This is a genomic window from Sphingobium sp. TomTYG46, from assembly GCF_055396345.1.
Window position 1 is genome coordinate 670,651 of record NZ_AP027325.1, and the last position, 13,545, is coordinate 684,195.

The window sequence follows — 13,545 nt, forward strand, 5'->3', positions numbered from 1 at the left end:
GGCTATCCCCCCAGCCTCGCCGGATCTGTCCGTGCAAGCCCCCCATGGCGGGACCCGGCGCGCTCTTCATAGCGCCGCCCCAGCTTGCCGCAAGGTAAAAGAGGGGTGTCGCGCCGATCCGATGCACCGCTTAAACCAGCATTTCGTTGGGGGTGAGCGCCGCCGCCTCCCGCAGGGACGCAAGGTCGGGGATCCGCAGCCACTTGGATTGCAATTCCACCAGCCCCCGTGCCCGCATAGTCTGTAGCGTCCGGTTGACATGCACCGGTGTCAGGCCGGTAAGGTCCGCAATTTCCATCTGCGTAAGCGGCATCGCGCATTGCTGGCCATAGGTCAGGCCCGACACACGCATGCGACCGAACAGTTCCAGAAGCAGATGCGCCAAACGCTCCAGCGCGGTCTTGCGGCCGAGCGTTACCAGCCAGTTGGTCTGCCGATCGATGACCTCGGCCAGGCTTTTCCAGCAGGCTTGATGGCTTTCCACCAGAAGCGTTCCATCGGAAACGCAGGGAAGGCGCGTGGCCCGCACATTGGTGAGCGCAACTATGGGCTGGGAAGGCCGTTTGCCCAGCGCCCAATGTGGTTCGCAAATGTCGCCGGGCAGGTACAGACCGGTGATCTGGCGCCGTCCGTCAGGCAGCAACCGATACCGGCACGCCCAGCCCTCATCAATTTGGAAAATGGCTTCGGGCTGTTCATCCTCCCGAGCGAGAAACTGATGCGGACGAAAATGGCAGTCGGATTCCTTAACCGCAACCTGGCGTAACATGGGCAATTCCCTGTCGATGCCCCTATGAAGAGCATAGCTAAAATATGTAAGCCGCCCTTTACCCATGTTGGAGCCATTAAGCTGTTGCGGCGAAATGGTGCGTAGGGGCGGCAGACGCCAATATTAAGTTCGACTTCATTGTGACGTGGGTCTGCTCTCGCGAGTCCGCCATGTCCGAACCAACTTCGGCGGCCCAGCAGCTCAATTAACGACCAGAACCAGGGATTTGAAATGACCGATACAAACGACGAATATGTATATGACCAAGCTTCGGGCGAGTGGATCTCCGCAGCGGAGGCTGCTGCCAAGGACCAACTCGCAGACCGGGTTGAAGTGCATGATTCCGCCGGTAACCTTCTGGCGGATGGCGACAGCGTCATCACGATCAAGGATCTGAAGGTGAAGGGCGCCGGGCAGACGCTGCGCAAAGGCACCGTGATCAAATCGATCAGGCTGACCGGCGACCCACAGGAAATCGACTGCCGCTATGAGGGCATCAAAGGCCTGGTTCTGCGAGCCGAGTTTGTGCGCAAGCATTGATCTGCGGCGGGGTCCAAAACGCTGGCATGGAGATGGACGGATAATATCGCTCCGGACTTGTAGCTGGACAGTGCGTCAATCCCCGCGCGCGGCACGACGTGCGCTCCATCCCATGCGCCCCTTTAGCAGTTCGCACAGAAAGAGAACGCAGGCGGGAATGAGGATCAGGAGGGCCAAATCCGTCAGCTTCAACGGAGCAAAGTCCAGAACCTGACGCAGGGGTTCCAGCATGAATATGAGCGCACAAGCCAAAAGAACGAGCAGCGCGACATAGCGCAGCGAAACATTGTGTCGCCAGACGGCGCTCGTCAGCGATGTACTGAAGGACCGATTGACCAGCACCAACGCCATGATGGACGTCATCAGCCCAAAGAAGAGGAGCGCACGCACGCGGCCAGGGTCATAGCCCCAGAGGGCTGCGCAGATGTGGAGAGCGAGGAGCAGCGCGAAGGCAATTCCGCCATAAGCGATGCTTGGCAGGACCAGACGTCCGGCAAAGAGGCGTTCGTCCGGATTGCGCGGTGGCCTGCGCATGATACGGTTTTCTTCCCGTTCGGCTTCGAAGACGAGCGCGCAAACCGGATCGATGATCATTTCGAGAAGGGCTATCTGGATTGGCCCCAGCACCAGCGGCAGGTCCAGCAGAAGTGGGGAAACGGCAAGCCCTGCGATCGGCACATGGACCGCGAAGATGAAACCTATGGCTTTGCGGCTATCCCCCGCTCCCCCCGGCTGTAATAAGTATATGTCCCGATGGGCGACGCATTCGGGACGTGGGAAATAGGCTTCTCCATCTTGTCAGTTGAAGGAGCATCGCGATGCGAACACTTCCGCTATTGGCCGCCGTGCTGATCACCAGCGCGTGTAAACCGGCGAACGAGACGGAAGCGCCCGCGCCCCAGGCGAATGGTTCGACGATGAACTATGTCGAGGAGATCGCGGCATTGCCCAAACAGGCCCGGGAGGCGGCCTTTTTCCGTGCTATCCGGGATGCTGGCCTGCCTTGCCAGCAAGTAATCGACAGCAGCCCGATGCCCGGAACCACCCCGCCGTCCGCTGCCTGGAGGGCACAATGCGAGGATAGGACTTATCATCTCATCCAGATCCAGCCCGACGGATCGACCGTGGTCGCCAGCCGGACCAATCCTTGAGGCCCGATCGTGCGCTCCAGGCCCGCCGGAGAGTGACCATGACGCAAAGGGACAGGCCCGCGACCCGTCTATGGATGATATTGGCCATAATCGCAGCCGCGTTGATCCTTATCCTCCTGGCCGCCCAATTGATCAGCGCAGAATGGCTATGGATCATCCTGAACGGGCTATTGCAGCACGAACTGGGCTGAATTTGCCATAGAGGTCACAATCACGCCGATTGGGTATTCCGTTGCCGACGCGCATCATCCAGCAGCTTGACCACTTCGGCATCGCTGGTCTGATCGAATACCACATAATGCGCGCCCACCGCATAGAAGGGATGGGGTTCGTAAAGGCAGATGATGTCGTCGCATTCCTCGCGCAGACCTGCGATCACCGCCGCAGGCGCTACCGGAACCGCCAGAATGAGCCGCGCGGGACGCGCCTTGCTCATGCCCTTGAGCGCCGCCTTGATCGTGCCTCCGGTTGCTATTCCGTCATCCACCACGATCACGGTACGGCCCGATACCGGAATGGGTTCATTATTCCCCAGATAAACGCGCCGACGCCGATCGATTTCAGCCAGCTGCTTGCGCATCTCGGCGCGGATATACTCCGGCGCGGGGGCCAGCTGCCGCACGATTTCCTCATTAAGGACAAGTTGCGGTTCTGCCCCATCGACCACCGCGCCGATGCCCAGTTCCTCATTGCCCGGCGCGCCCAGCTTGCGCACGAAGAGAAGATCCAGGTCGGCATCGAGCGCTCTTGCCACCTCGAAGCCGACTGGCACGCCTCCTCGCGGCAAGGCAAGAACCAACGGATGGCTCGGCGCAAAACGTGCCAACGCCTTGGCCAAATGGACGTCTGCATCATGACGATCGTGAAACTGCATGGATTGAGGCTTCATCGGGTCTCCCCCTTCAGGTGAGAGTTGAACCAACGTCTGGCCAGACTGATGACCTGATCGAGCGTTCTGGGTTCCTCGAACAAATGGCTCGTTCCGGGCACGATGACCAGTTGAGCGGGCGCCAAACATGACCCCTTCGAATATGTCGCGACCTTGGACTGCGGGCCTGCCCAGGAACAGGAAGTTCGCGGTGATGCCGAGCAGTGTAGCAAGGATTGCCGACCTTTCACCCACCACAGGGCGATGGCCATGACGGCGACGATAAATGGCATATAGACCGACCTGCCGCCCAGCCAAGGGGCTAATAGCGCCCGCACCGCCGATGCGATTGCAACAGCAAGGATAGTCGCCGCAAAGCCAGCCAAGGCCGCGGTTAAGACCTGTCGACCTTACGTGAGCCTTCGACTAGGCGAACCTCGGACAGCTACGTCGCTTAACGGATTAGAGCCGGGAGCAGCATGGTCATGTCATCCTGCTCGATCCGCTGCTGAAATCCCTGATTTTTGACGCACGTCAATTCGTCGCCGCGACTGAAGATTTAATGTCTTTGGAAAGGAGACATAAAATGGATCAGCTGTTTGGCCTTTACTTCCCGCATTTCGTCGCTGGCCTGATGATCGTGTTCATGCTCGTTCTGGGCGGCCTCAGCGTCCAGGACGCCATGCGCGGCGACCGGAATTGAGTGAAGAGCAGCCGCCCTTCCACGCCGTAGGCGGACGCGAAGGGGTCAGCAGGATCGTCGATCGATTCTATGACCTCATCGACTCCGTCCCTGCCTATCGCGACCTGCGGGCGATGCATGCCGATGACCTGACGCCTATGCGGCGGTCGTTGAGCGGTTTTCTGTGCGGCTGGCTGGGTGGCGACAGCGACTGGTTCGCGGCCAACCCCGGCAAGTGCATGATGACGCTGCACGCCCGCTTTCCCATCACCGATGCCGTTGCCGTTCAATGGACGTCGGCGATGCAGAAGGCGATGGAGGATTGCGGCGTCGAAGAGCATCTGGCCGCACGCATTGGCAGCGTCTTCGACGCGATGGCGTCGGCCATGGTTCGCGACTGATTCTGACTGCCCCCGCGCATGTCACCGGGTGGCAGTTCTTGCATCACCGGCTGGCATCCGAAACCGCTAGGATGTGGTCCGCACGGCCGGGGAAGATATAATCGAATTCCAGAACCATGCCGCCGCCCAAAGGACCATCGACGATCAGGTCTGTCTCGCAAAAAGCTTGCACACCATTGCGCCCGTAGGTGTAGCGCGTGACGCCTCTATAAACTGGTGATGCATCAAGCCGGGCGTCGATCGCCGCGTCGCCCGGCTGAGCGCGATTGACCAGAAACTTCAATCGCCCGGCAAAGCGCACATCATTGGCCTCCAGCGCCTGGAGCGCCAGATAGCGATCTTCCAGCTGCTCAAGCGATGCATGCAGGAACCCCACATGAAAATCATATTCAGGATCGGCTGCCTGTGCAGCCCGATAGGCTGGAACGGCGGGATGCTCGCTATCAGTGCCCAACCCCAGCGCTTCGCGCGCCGCGGTCAGCAGCGCCGCTGTCGCCGCCGGTAGCGGGCTGAGATAGACGATGTTGTCCCCACCATTGGGGGCAAGGACATTGGTGGTGAAGCGATAGAATATGCCGCCTTGCGGCAGTTCCATTTGCTGGGTCTTCATGAGCCCGGCGGTTTCCAGCAGCAATGCAGCCGCCAGACCATCGTCGGGCCGAGGATAGTGCAAATTCACATGACTGATTGTCTGCGCCGCCTTTGCGCGCATGGTCGATTGGACGTTCATGCTGTTCCTCTCTGCCGCAGCCTCTCGCCCGGCCCGCAGATAGGAAGGCGAGGTGGCTTCAAGCGCATTGAGGCAGATCAAATTTCAAACATACGCGTAGAATTTTGTTCTATTTGTAACGAAAATTGTCGCTTACTTAGCGCATAGACCGCGAATGATCGGAGAAAAAATCGCTTCATGAAAGCGAAAATTCCTGAAATTTGATGATGGTCAATTCCCTCCTGGTCGTCCCGGTTCATCATGGCGCCACAACCGACTGGAGGACGACATGGAAGTCGCGGCTCTCGCCTACAGCATCATTACGTCCCGCGATCTTCAGCAATGGGTCCGCTTCGCCGAAGACATCGCGGGATTTTCCGTCCATGCGCTTCCGGGCGGACTGGCGCTGCGTATTGACGAGCGCGCGGGGCGGCTGTTCATCGTCGAAGGCGATCGTGACGGCTATTGCGCCAGCGGCTGGGAAGTCCGCAACGAAGAGCAATATGCGCAGGTCCTTGCCGCGCTCGATGCGCGAGGCATTGCCTATACACATTCGACGCAGGCGGAGCGGGCATTGCGCCATATCACCGCCATGGTGTGGTTCCACGACCCTTCGGGCAACCGCCACGAGCTATGCTATGGCTATGTCAGCAGCTTCGCGCCTTTCTGCTCACCGCAAGGGTCGCGCTTCGTTACCGGCGACCTTGGCTATGGCCATGCCGTACTGCCCGCCCCGAATATCGCAAAGACGCGCAGCTTCCTGAGCGCAGTGCTGGGCCTTGGCCTGTCCGACTTCATGGTCCACCGCCCCGCTGGCGAGGGGGGACCCGAAATGCGGATCGACTTCCTGCACTGCGCCAATGGCCGTCATCATAGCCTGGCCTTGTTCGAAGGCGAGGTGCCATCGGGCTGCGTCCATCTGATGGTCGAAGTCGCGACGATCGACGAGGTCGGCCACGCCTATGACCGGGTGCTCGCGTCCGACGCGCGTCTGATGGCGACACTAGGCCGCCACACCAACGATCACATGATCAGCTTCTATGTCGAAACGCCCGGCGGCTTCGCGCTCGAATATGGCTGCGGCGGGCGGGTCGTGGACTGGGATCATCACACCGTTTTCGAAAGCACATCGGCCAGCCTGTGGGGCCATGATTTCAGCATCGGCTTCGGTGCCGATGAACAGGCAAAACTGGCCGACGCGGCCTGATCAGAAGGAGAGGGAATATGACGCTAGCCAATGCGACCACCGCACCCGCCATGGCCGATCTCGTCGATCGGGCGGCGGCGCTCGTGCCGGTTCTGCGCGAACGGGCCGACGCCTGCGAAGCGGGCAACAAGGTGCCGGACGAAACCATCCGCGATTTCCAGGACGCGGGCTTCTTCAAGATACTCCAGCCGCGCCGCCATGGCGGATATGAGATGAACATCGAGACATTCTATGCGGTGCAGATGAAGCTCGCGGAAGGCTGCATGTCTTCCGCCTGGGTACTGGGCGTTGTCGCCGTGCATAATTGGCAGCTCGCCCTGTTCGACGCCCAGGCGCAGGAGGATGTGTGGGGCAAGGATTGCACCACCCTCATCTCCTCCTCCTACATGCCGCGCGCGCAGGTCACGCCGGTCGAGGGCGGCTATCGCATCAGCGGGCGCTGGGGCTTTTCCAGCGGCGTCGATCATTGCGATTGGGCGTTTCTGGGCGGCCTCGTCAACGATCCGGAGACGGGAGAGCCCGACTTCTGGACCTTCCTCGTCCCGCGCGGCGATTTCAAGGTGCTGCCCATCTGGAACACGATCGGGCTCGGCGGCACGGGCAGCCATGACGTGACCGTGGAGGACGCCTATGTCCCCGCTTACCGCACGCACCGGTCGAAGGATGGCTTCGCGTCCACCAACCCCGGCGCAAAGGTCAACCCCGGCCCACTCTACAAGCTGCCGTTTGGGCAGGTCTTTGTCCGCGCCGTATCCTCCTCGTCCATCGGTGCGCTTCAGGGTGCGCTGGACTGCTTCATCGAAAAGGGCGCCAAGCGCAGGAGCGCCAACAGCGGGGCGAGCGCCACGGCCGACCCCGATGTGCAGATGGTGATCGCTGAGACCCGCGTGGCGATCGACGAGATGAAAACCATCCTGTTCCGTAACTTCGCGCACCTCACGGAAAAGGCGCGCATGGGCGAGCAGGCGGACCTTGAAACCCGTCTCCACTACCGTTTCCAGTCGGCACAGATTTCCAGCCGCTGCTGCGCGCTGATCGCCCGCATCTTCGCAGCCAGTGGCGCGGAAGCCATTTATCGCGGCAATCCGATCGCCCGCGCCTTCTGCGACATTCATGCCGGGCGGGCTCATGTCGCGAACAATCCGGGCGTGGTCGGCCGCAATTTCGGCGGGGTCATGCTCGGCGCGCCGAACGGCGACAGCTTCATCTAACAGGAAAGGCAGAGATCATGGCAAAGACAGCCGAATATGGCCTGGGCGAACTGACCTTCCCCCGTGGCTGGTTCATGGTGGCGACCGCCGATGAGGTGACGCAGCAGCCGCAACCCGTACGCTTTTTCGGGCAGGACATGACGCTTTATCGCGGCAAGAGCGGACGGGTCGTGCTGCTGAACGCCTATTGCCCGCACATGCGCGTCAATATCGCGCGCAACAGCACATCTTATGTCGTGCGCGACGGCAATCAGGTGGAGGGAGATTCGATCCGCTGCCCCGCCCATGGCTGGCGCTTCACGCCCGAAGGCCAATGCGATGACATTCCCTATTCGACGCACAACATCCCCAAGGCCGCCTGTATCAAGTCGCATAAGGTCGTGGAAAAAGCCGGCTGCATATGGATGTGGCATGACATGGAAGGGGGCGAACCCGAGTATGACCTGCCCGATTTCGCCGAATGGGGCCGCACCGGCGAGGGATGGGTCCGCTGGCAGGTCGACCATCTGGGCACCCTTCCGATCCACCCGCAGGAAATCCTCGACAACATGACCGACTATGCGCATTTCGCGCCGGTCCATGGTTCATCGGGCAATGTCTTTTTCGAAAATGAATTCGACGGTCCCATCATGCGCCAGCGCTTTGCGTCGGGTCATCGTACGCTGGTCGATGGCGGCGGGCTGCTGGAAACCGACACCTGGTACACCGGCCCCGGCATCCTGCTGTCCCGCATGGAGGGCAAGCACCCGTCGCTCATGATGATCTGCAACACGCCGGTCGAGGATGGCGAGGTCCGCGTCTGGTTCGCGGTGATGGCGCAGACCGCTGCGAACGGCCAAGCGACCGTGGAGGAACGCGCCACCGCCCGCGCCTATCATGAAGCCGGACTCGCCGCCTTTTCACAGGATTTCGAGCTGTGGAAATATAAGGAACCGGCCATCAACATCCTTCAGGTGCCGGACGACGGGCCGTTTCACAAGGGACGGCTATGGTATCGCCAATTCTACAATCCGCGCGTCCGCGCGGGCGAGTTCCAGAAGCGGGTCAACGGCGTCCATACCACCGTGGACCTGCGCGGGAGCAAGGCTGCGGCCTGAAATCCCATAGCTAAGGGATCGGAGGCGGAGCTTCCCTTAGGGCCGCTCCGCCGCTGCCATATGCACTGCCCGATTTTGACGCACGTCAATGTGTTCGCGACAAGTAAGTATATACTTACCTCTCGAGCGAACCGGCATTTCTGCCTCCGCGCAACCAAGAGAGGAGCGAAGATGAACGCGCATAGCCAGCCACATCCGGCGACCACATGCCCCCTGCCCATCGCCGACCGGGATGGACTTCGCAGGGCGTTGCAGGACGCCAACCTGCCTAGCCTGCTGATGGTTTACACGACCTATGCGCAGGACCGCGAATATCTGGACAGTTTCGCGCCCTACCTGACCGGCATCTACACGGCAGAAGCGCCGTCGAATGTGCCGGACGAAATGGCGCAGGATCTGCGGGACCGTCTCTTCGCGTTGCTGACGAACCCGACGCCGCCGGTGGAACGCCCGATCGATCCTGAACTGCTGCGCCGGATGATGGGCGTCAGCGTGGGCGAAGATGTCGATCCAACGATCATGCCGGTGCTTTACGACCAGATGGGCTTTGAACGCACCGTGCCGCGCAAGGACATACCCGGCCGCATCCATCCGCCCGCCGGTTTCTGTGTGCTGGTGATCGGCGGCGGCATGACGGGCATTGCCGCAGGGATCAAGCTCGGCGAGGCGGGCTATGACTATACGATCATCGAGAAGAACCCTGACCTTGGCGGCACATGGCTGGAAAACCGCTATCCCGGCGTGGGCGTTGATACGCCCAGCCACTTCTATTCCTATTCCTTCGAACTGAACCCGGACTGGAGCAGCTACCACCCCAAGGGACCGGAGATTCACAGCTATCTGACCGGCGTCGCCAACAAATATGGCATCCGCGATCATGTCCAGTTCGGCACGAAGGTGCTCGCCGCCCGCTGGAGCGATGCGGACAGCAACTGGCACGTCACCTTGCAGGATGTGAAGACCGGCGCGGAACGGGTGGAAGTGGTGAATGCGGTGCTACTCGCCCACGGCGTTCTGAACCGCTGGTCCTTCCCCAATATCCCCGGCCTGGACAGCTTCAAGGGCACCAAGATGCACACCGCCGGATGGGACCCGGACATGGATCTTACCGGAAAGCGCCTGGCGGTGATCGGCACGGGCGCCAGCGCCGCCCAGCTCGCGCCCGCGATCGCTGACAAGGTTTCCAGCCTCGTCATCTTTCAGCGTTCCAAGCATTGGGTACTCAATAACCCGGAAATAACCGCACCGGTGAACGACAATATCCGCTTCGCGCTGCGTAACATTCCCCACTACAAGGAATGGTTCCGCTTCCGCGTTTACTGGTTCACCGGCGATGGCCTCTACGGCAATGTGAAGAGGGACCCGAACTGGCCCAACCAGGACGTCTCGATCTCTGCCCAGAATGACGGCGCGCGCAGCTATGCGCTGCAATATATCCATCGCAAGCTGGCGGGCCGTCCCGACCTCATTGAAAAGGTCGTTCCCGACTATCCGATCTTTGGCAAGCGCATCGTTCTGGACGCCGACGGCGGCTGGCTCGACACTTTGCTGAAGCCCAATGTCACGCTGGAAACCGACCCCATCGATCATGTCGAGGAAAATGCGATCGTCACCAAAAGCGGCAAGCGCTACGAAGTCGATGTGATCGCGCTCGCCACCGGCTTTGAACTGGCCCCTGCGCTCGGCCCGCTCAAGGTCTATGGCCGGGGCGGCTGCGATCTGGCGGCGGCATGGGGCAAGGACGAGGCGCGCGCCTATCTGGGCGTGATGGCTCCCGCCTATCCCAACTTCTTCATGACGCTTGGGCCGAACAGCGCACCCAATCATGCTGCCGGGGTCAACATGGTTCTGGAAGCGCAGATCCATTATATCATCGAGGCGCTCGACAAGATCGTGGCCGCTGGCGGCAAGGCGGTCGAGCCGACCGAGCAGGCCTATCTCGACTGGAACGAGAAGGTTGACGAGCAGATGAAGCAGATGGTCTGGACCCACCCCAAGGCCAAAAGCTATTATCTGAACAGCAAGGGCCGCAACTATGTGTCGTGCCCGTTCAAACTCGCCGAGTACTGGAACTGGACACGCAATCCTGATCCGGATGCGATGGTCATTTCCTGAGCTTCAAAGACCAGCAAAAAGGAGGCCAGATCCCAGCGGATCCGGCCTCCTTTTTCTATTATCCCTTCGGGCGATTCCCTATTCCTCGTCGATCAATATCCGCACTGCCGCGCCTTCGCTGTCATCGAACTGCCCATCCCGCAGCGCCCAGAAAAAGGCGGCGAGGCCCAGCAGCCCAAGGAACAGGGCGATCGGGATCAACAGTCCAAGGCCGGTCATTTCGCGGCTCCCTTCAAGCGCAATGCATTGGCGATCACGATCAGCGACGATGTCGACATGGCGATCGCAGCGACCAACGGCGTGACCTTGCCCGCCACCGCCAGCGGCACCGCCAGCACATTATAGCCGATGGCCAGCGCGAAATTCTGCTTCACCACGGCAATCGTCCGGCGTGACGCACGAACAGCCATCGCCACGGGCGCCAGCCTGTCGCCCAGGAATACAGCGTCGGCCGTCAACTGGCTCGCATCGCTGGCGGAGGCCGGAGCCATGCTGGCATGACCCGCCGCCAGAGCCGGGCCGTCATTCAGCCCGTCGCCCACCATCAACACCTTCTCGCCGAGCGCCTGTAACCGCCCGACCAGCGCTAGCTTATCCGCCGGGCGCAGGTGGCCGATCGCCGTCGTGCCGGTCGCGCGGGCGATCTCCTCCAGCGCCTCGGGACGATCCCCGCTGGCGATCAGCGTCTTGAGGCCCATCGAGCGCATCTCGCTCAGCGTTTTGGCCGCATCCGGGCGCAGGGCGTCGGAAAAATGCAGCAGCATCGAAAGCTCGCCGAACCGATATTCGCTCGCAAGGCCGAACAGGCTGACGACGCTGCGTGGCCGGGCCAGCGCCACCGCCACGCCATAATGATCGGCGAAGACGCCCTCTCCCGGCACTTCGCGGATACGGTCGAGGGACGCGGGGGCGACTTGCCGAGCCTCCAGCGCCTGCCGCAGCGCGTCGCTCAACGGATGACGAGAGACCCTTGCCAGCGCCAGCAGGATCGACTGATCCTCACACTCCAGCCGGTCGAGCGCCTGCGGCACCGGACGGCCCAGCGTCAGCGTGCCGGTCTTGTCGAACAGCGCCTCGCTCACTTCCGCCAGCCGCTCCAGCGCCGACCCGTCCTTCACCAGCACACCGCGCCGCATCAGCGCGCCGCATGCAACGATCTGCGCCGCCGGGACCGCAAGGCCGAGCGCGCAGGGACAGGTGATCAGCAGCACGGCGACCGCAATCAGCAGCGCCTGATGTGCCCCCGCGCCCGCAATCATCCACCCGGCAAAGGACAGCGCGGCGAGCAAATGGACGCAGGGCGCATAATAGCGCGCGGCACGGTCGGCAATCCGGACATAGCGGGACTTCCCCTGTCCCGCTTCCTCCATCAGCCGGGCGATGTCGGCGATGACCGTGTCGGCCCCGGCGGCCGTCACTTCGACGGTGATCGGCCCTTCGACATTCATCGCTCCGGCCTGAACGGCATCGCCAGCCCTCACACGTACCGGCGCGCTTTCGCCGGTCAGGAAAGCGAGGTCGATGCCGCTTTCTCCTTCAACGACCCGACCGTCGGCGGCCAGCCTTTCGCCAGCCGCGACGATCATGCGCATGCCTGGACGCAGCGCACTGGCCGCTGTCCACTTGCTGCGGCCACCTTCGCCCAGCACCAGCGCGCCCGGCGCCGTCTGTTTCAGCAACGCCGCCACGCCTGCCCGTGCCCGCGCCCGCATCATGCTGTCCAGGCAACGTCCCGCCAGCAGGAAGAAGAGCAGCATCACGGCGCCATCGAACCAGGCATGTTTGCCGCCACTGATGGTTTCGAAAAGGCTCATCACCGTGGTCAGCAGCACGCCGATGCTGATCGGCACATCCATGTTCGTGCGCCCCTGCCGCAACGCCGCCCAGGCGGAACGGAAGAAGGGCTGGCCCGCATAAGCGACGGTCGGCAAAGCGATCAGCGCCGACAGCCAGTGGAACATCGTCCGCGTCGCGCCTTCCGCGCCTGACCAGATCGACACCGACAGCAGCATGATGTTCATCGCCGCGAAGCCCGCCACGGCGAGCGCGCGCACCAGCGCCCTGCTCTCGGCCGCCGCGACATCCTGCCCCGGATCAGGAAGCGGCTCCGCGTCGAACCCGAGCGCGACGATTGCGGCCTTCAGTTCCGGCGGGGTCAGTGCAGGATCATGGCTTATCGCGATCCGCTTGGCGCTCATATTGACCCGTGCGGAGCGGATGCCGGGCGTCAGCGGCAGGCCATTCTCGATCTTCGAGATGCACCCCGCACAATGAATGCCCGGCACCGCGAACAGGCTTTCCTTCGCTTCAGCCGAAGCTTCCTTGTTGAGAACAGGCTGGCTGGCCATCAGTCGATCTCCCGCAACAGATGTTCCTCGCCGCGACCATGACGAATATCGAAACGCAACTGCCACCGCCCCGCAGGCAAGGCGCGGTCGCTCACGTAAAGGCCGGGCGCGGTTTCATGGATTTGCAGCACAATGTCAGGCGTCTGCCCCAGCGGATGCTGCGCCACCACCCGCATCCGGGCACCGCGCACATTCAGCGTCATCCGCACATGGCGCGCGGGGTCCAGCGTCACCCGGTCACGCCATCCCAGCTTTTCCTGCGCACGGGCCTCCGCCAGCCAGCCGTTGAACTTCTGACTGGCCACATAGCTGTTCTCGACCACCGTTCCGCCGAACGAACGCACGGCGACCGTCGCCATCAGCGTGTTGACCGCGATCACCACCGCGAAAAAACTGATAAGTATCGCCGTCATATGCCAGCCGGTGAAGGAACGGGCTTGTTTCATG

The 13,545-nt window shown here is 61.8% G+C and carries 15 protein-coding genes and 1 pseudogene; 8 read left to right on the forward strand and 8 right to left on the reverse strand.

The features are described from left to right. Positions 1–130: 130 nt before the first annotated feature. Positions 131–769: a Crp/Fnr family transcriptional regulator gene (locus ACZ5YV_RS16290; RefSeq protein WP_464789425.1), complete on the reverse strand. Its 639-nt coding sequence runs from the start codon at positions 767–769 to the stop codon at positions 131–133. Between the two features lie 231 nt (positions 770–1,000). On the opposite strand from ACZ5YV_RS16290, the gene ACZ5YV_RS16295 reads away from it, so the two are divergent. After that, a complete protein-coding gene (locus ACZ5YV_RS16295) occupies positions 1,001–1,309 on the forward strand; it encodes an alkylphosphonate utilization protein (RefSeq protein ID WP_464789426.1) in 309 nt (102 codons plus the stop codon). Between the two features lie 75 nt (positions 1,310–1,384). Here ACZ5YV_RS16295 and ACZ5YV_RS16300 read toward each other — a convergent pair whose 3' ends face one another. Next, the gene (locus tag ACZ5YV_RS16300; RefSeq protein WP_464789427.1) at positions 1,385–1,987 is read right to left on the reverse strand and encodes a cation transporting ATPase C-terminal domain-containing protein; all 603 of its coding nucleotides are present in this window, start codon (positions 1,985–1,987) and stop codon (positions 1,385–1,387) included. Between the two features lie 140 nt (positions 1,988–2,127). On the opposite strand from ACZ5YV_RS16300, the gene ACZ5YV_RS16305 reads away from it, so the two are divergent. Both ACZ5YV_RS16305 and ACZ5YV_RS16310 read left to right on the forward strand, forming a co-directional pair. Beyond that, on the forward strand, positions 2,128–2,460 hold the full coding sequence (locus ACZ5YV_RS16305) for a hypothetical protein (RefSeq protein WP_464789428.1): 333 nt from the start codon (positions 2,128–2,130) through the stop codon (positions 2,458–2,460). 38 nt (positions 2,461–2,498) lie between these two features. Continuing rightward, on the forward strand, positions 2,499–2,651 hold the full coding sequence (locus tag ACZ5YV_RS16310; RefSeq protein WP_464789429.1) for a hypothetical protein: 153 nt from the start codon (positions 2,499–2,501) through the stop codon (positions 2,649–2,651). 20 nt (positions 2,652–2,671) lie between these two features. On the opposite strand, the gene ACZ5YV_RS16315 is transcribed toward ACZ5YV_RS16310, so the two are convergent. Both ACZ5YV_RS16315 and ACZ5YV_RS16320 read right to left on the reverse strand, forming a co-directional pair. Next, on the reverse strand, positions 2,672–3,349 hold the full coding sequence (locus tag ACZ5YV_RS16315) for a phosphoribosyltransferase (RefSeq protein WP_464789430.1): 678 nt from the start codon (positions 3,347–3,349) through the stop codon (positions 2,672–2,674). Then, positions 3,346–3,459: pseudogene (locus ACZ5YV_RS16320) on the reverse strand (alpha/beta hydrolase); the annotation flags it as partial. The pseudogene ACZ5YV_RS16320 and the gene ACZ5YV_RS16315, both read right to left, overlap by 4 nt. Positions 3,460–4,027: 568 nt before the next feature. Here ACZ5YV_RS16320 and ACZ5YV_RS16325 point away from each other — a divergent pair. Beyond that, positions 4,028–4,411, forward strand: coding sequence for a group II truncated hemoglobin (locus ACZ5YV_RS16325; protein WP_464789431.1), 384 nt, complete (start codon positions 4,028–4,030; stop codon positions 4,409–4,411). A 43-nt stretch (positions 4,412–4,454) separates the two neighbouring features. On the opposite strand, the gene ACZ5YV_RS16330 is transcribed toward ACZ5YV_RS16325, so the two are convergent. Continuing rightward, a complete protein-coding gene (locus ACZ5YV_RS16330) occupies positions 4,455–5,222 on the reverse strand; it encodes a hypothetical protein (RefSeq protein WP_464789432.1) in 768 nt (255 codons plus the stop codon). Positions 5,223–5,409: 187 nt separating this feature from the next. On the opposite strand from ACZ5YV_RS16330, the gene ACZ5YV_RS16335 reads away from it, so the two are divergent. The 4 genes from ACZ5YV_RS16335 (at position 5,410) to ACZ5YV_RS16350 (ending at position 10,750) form a co-directional block, all read left to right on the forward strand. Continuing rightward, positions 5,410–6,327, forward strand: a complete 918-nt coding sequence (locus tag ACZ5YV_RS16335) for a VOC family protein (RefSeq protein WP_464789433.1) — start codon at positions 5,410–5,412, stop codon at positions 6,325–6,327. A gap of 17 nt (positions 6,328–6,344) precedes the next feature. After that, positions 6,345–7,538, forward strand: a complete 1,194-nt coding sequence (locus ACZ5YV_RS16340; RefSeq protein ID WP_464789434.1) for a flavin-dependent monooxygenase — start codon at positions 6,345–6,347, stop codon at positions 7,536–7,538. Positions 7,539–7,555: 17 nt separating this feature from the next. Then, the gene (locus ACZ5YV_RS16345; RefSeq protein ID WP_464789435.1) at positions 7,556–8,635 is read left to right on the forward strand and encodes a Rieske 2Fe-2S domain-containing protein; all 1,080 of its coding nucleotides are present in this window, start codon (positions 7,556–7,558) and stop codon (positions 8,633–8,635) included. A 171-nt stretch (positions 8,636–8,806) separates the two neighbouring features. After that, positions 8,807–10,750, forward strand: a complete 1,944-nt coding sequence (locus tag ACZ5YV_RS16350) for a flavin-containing monooxygenase (RefSeq protein WP_464789436.1) — start codon at positions 8,807–8,809, stop codon at positions 10,748–10,750. Between the two features lie 78 nt (positions 10,751–10,828). Here ACZ5YV_RS16350 and ccoS read toward each other — a convergent pair whose 3' ends face one another. From ccoS to ACZ5YV_RS16365, 3 genes are read right to left on the reverse strand one after another with little or no spacing between them, the layout of a single operon-like run. Then, on the reverse strand, positions 10,829–10,969 hold the full coding sequence (gene ccoS, locus ACZ5YV_RS16355; RefSeq protein WP_464789437.1) for a cbb3-type cytochrome oxidase assembly protein CcoS: 141 nt from the start codon (positions 10,967–10,969) through the stop codon (positions 10,829–10,831). Beyond that, positions 10,966–13,098, reverse strand: coding sequence for a heavy metal translocating P-type ATPase (locus ACZ5YV_RS16360; RefSeq protein ID WP_464789438.1), 2,133 nt, complete (start codon positions 13,096–13,098; stop codon positions 10,966–10,968). Before ACZ5YV_RS16360 ends, ccoS begins: the two co-directional genes overlap by 4 nt. Beyond that, entirely contained in the window at positions 13,098–13,544 is a 447-nt protein-coding gene (locus tag ACZ5YV_RS16365) for a FixH family protein (RefSeq protein WP_464789439.1), read from the reverse strand. Before ACZ5YV_RS16365 ends, ACZ5YV_RS16360 begins: the two co-directional genes overlap by 1 nt. Between the last annotated feature and the right edge of the window lies 1 nt (position 13,545).

Coding starts and splice junctions, on each gene's coding strand:
- ACZ5YV_RS16365 (WP_464789439.1), bottom strand. CDS start 13,544: ATGAAACAAGCCCGTTCCTTCACCGGCTGGCATATGACGGCGATACTT.
- ACZ5YV_RS16345 (WP_464789435.1), top strand. CDS start 7,556: ATGGCAAAGACAGCCGAATATGGCCTGGGCGAACTGACCTTCCCCCGT.
- ACZ5YV_RS16310 (WP_464789429.1), top strand. CDS start 2,499: ATGACGCAAAGGGACAGGCCCGCGACCCGTCTATGGATGATATTGGCC.
- ACZ5YV_RS16315 (WP_464789430.1), bottom strand. CDS start 3,349: ATGAAGCCTCAATCCATGCAGTTTCACGATCGTCATGATGCAGACGTC.
- ACZ5YV_RS16295 (WP_464789426.1), top strand. CDS start 1,001: ATGACCGATACAAACGACGAATATGTATATGACCAAGCTTCGGGCGAG.
- ACZ5YV_RS16305 (WP_464789428.1), top strand. CDS start 2,128: ATGCGAACACTTCCGCTATTGGCCGCCGTGCTGATCACCAGCGCGTGT.
- ACZ5YV_RS16290 (WP_464789425.1), bottom strand. CDS start 769: ATGTTACGCCAGGTTGCGGTTAAGGAATCCGACTGCCATTTTCGTCCG.
- ACZ5YV_RS16335 (WP_464789433.1), top strand. CDS start 5,410: ATGGAAGTCGCGGCTCTCGCCTACAGCATCATTACGTCCCGCGATCTT.
- ACZ5YV_RS16350 (WP_464789436.1), top strand. CDS start 8,807: ATGAACGCGCATAGCCAGCCACATCCGGCGACCACATGCCCCCTGCCC.
- ACZ5YV_RS16360 (WP_464789438.1), bottom strand. CDS start 13,098: ATGGCCAGCCAGCCTGTTCTCAACAAGGAAGCTTCGGCTGAAGCGAAG.
- ccoS (WP_464789437.1), bottom strand. CDS start 10,969: ATGACCGGCCTTGGACTGTTGATCCCGATCGCCCTGTTCCTTGGGCTG.
- ACZ5YV_RS16340 (WP_464789434.1), top strand. CDS start 6,345: ATGACGCTAGCCAATGCGACCACCGCACCCGCCATGGCCGATCTCGTC.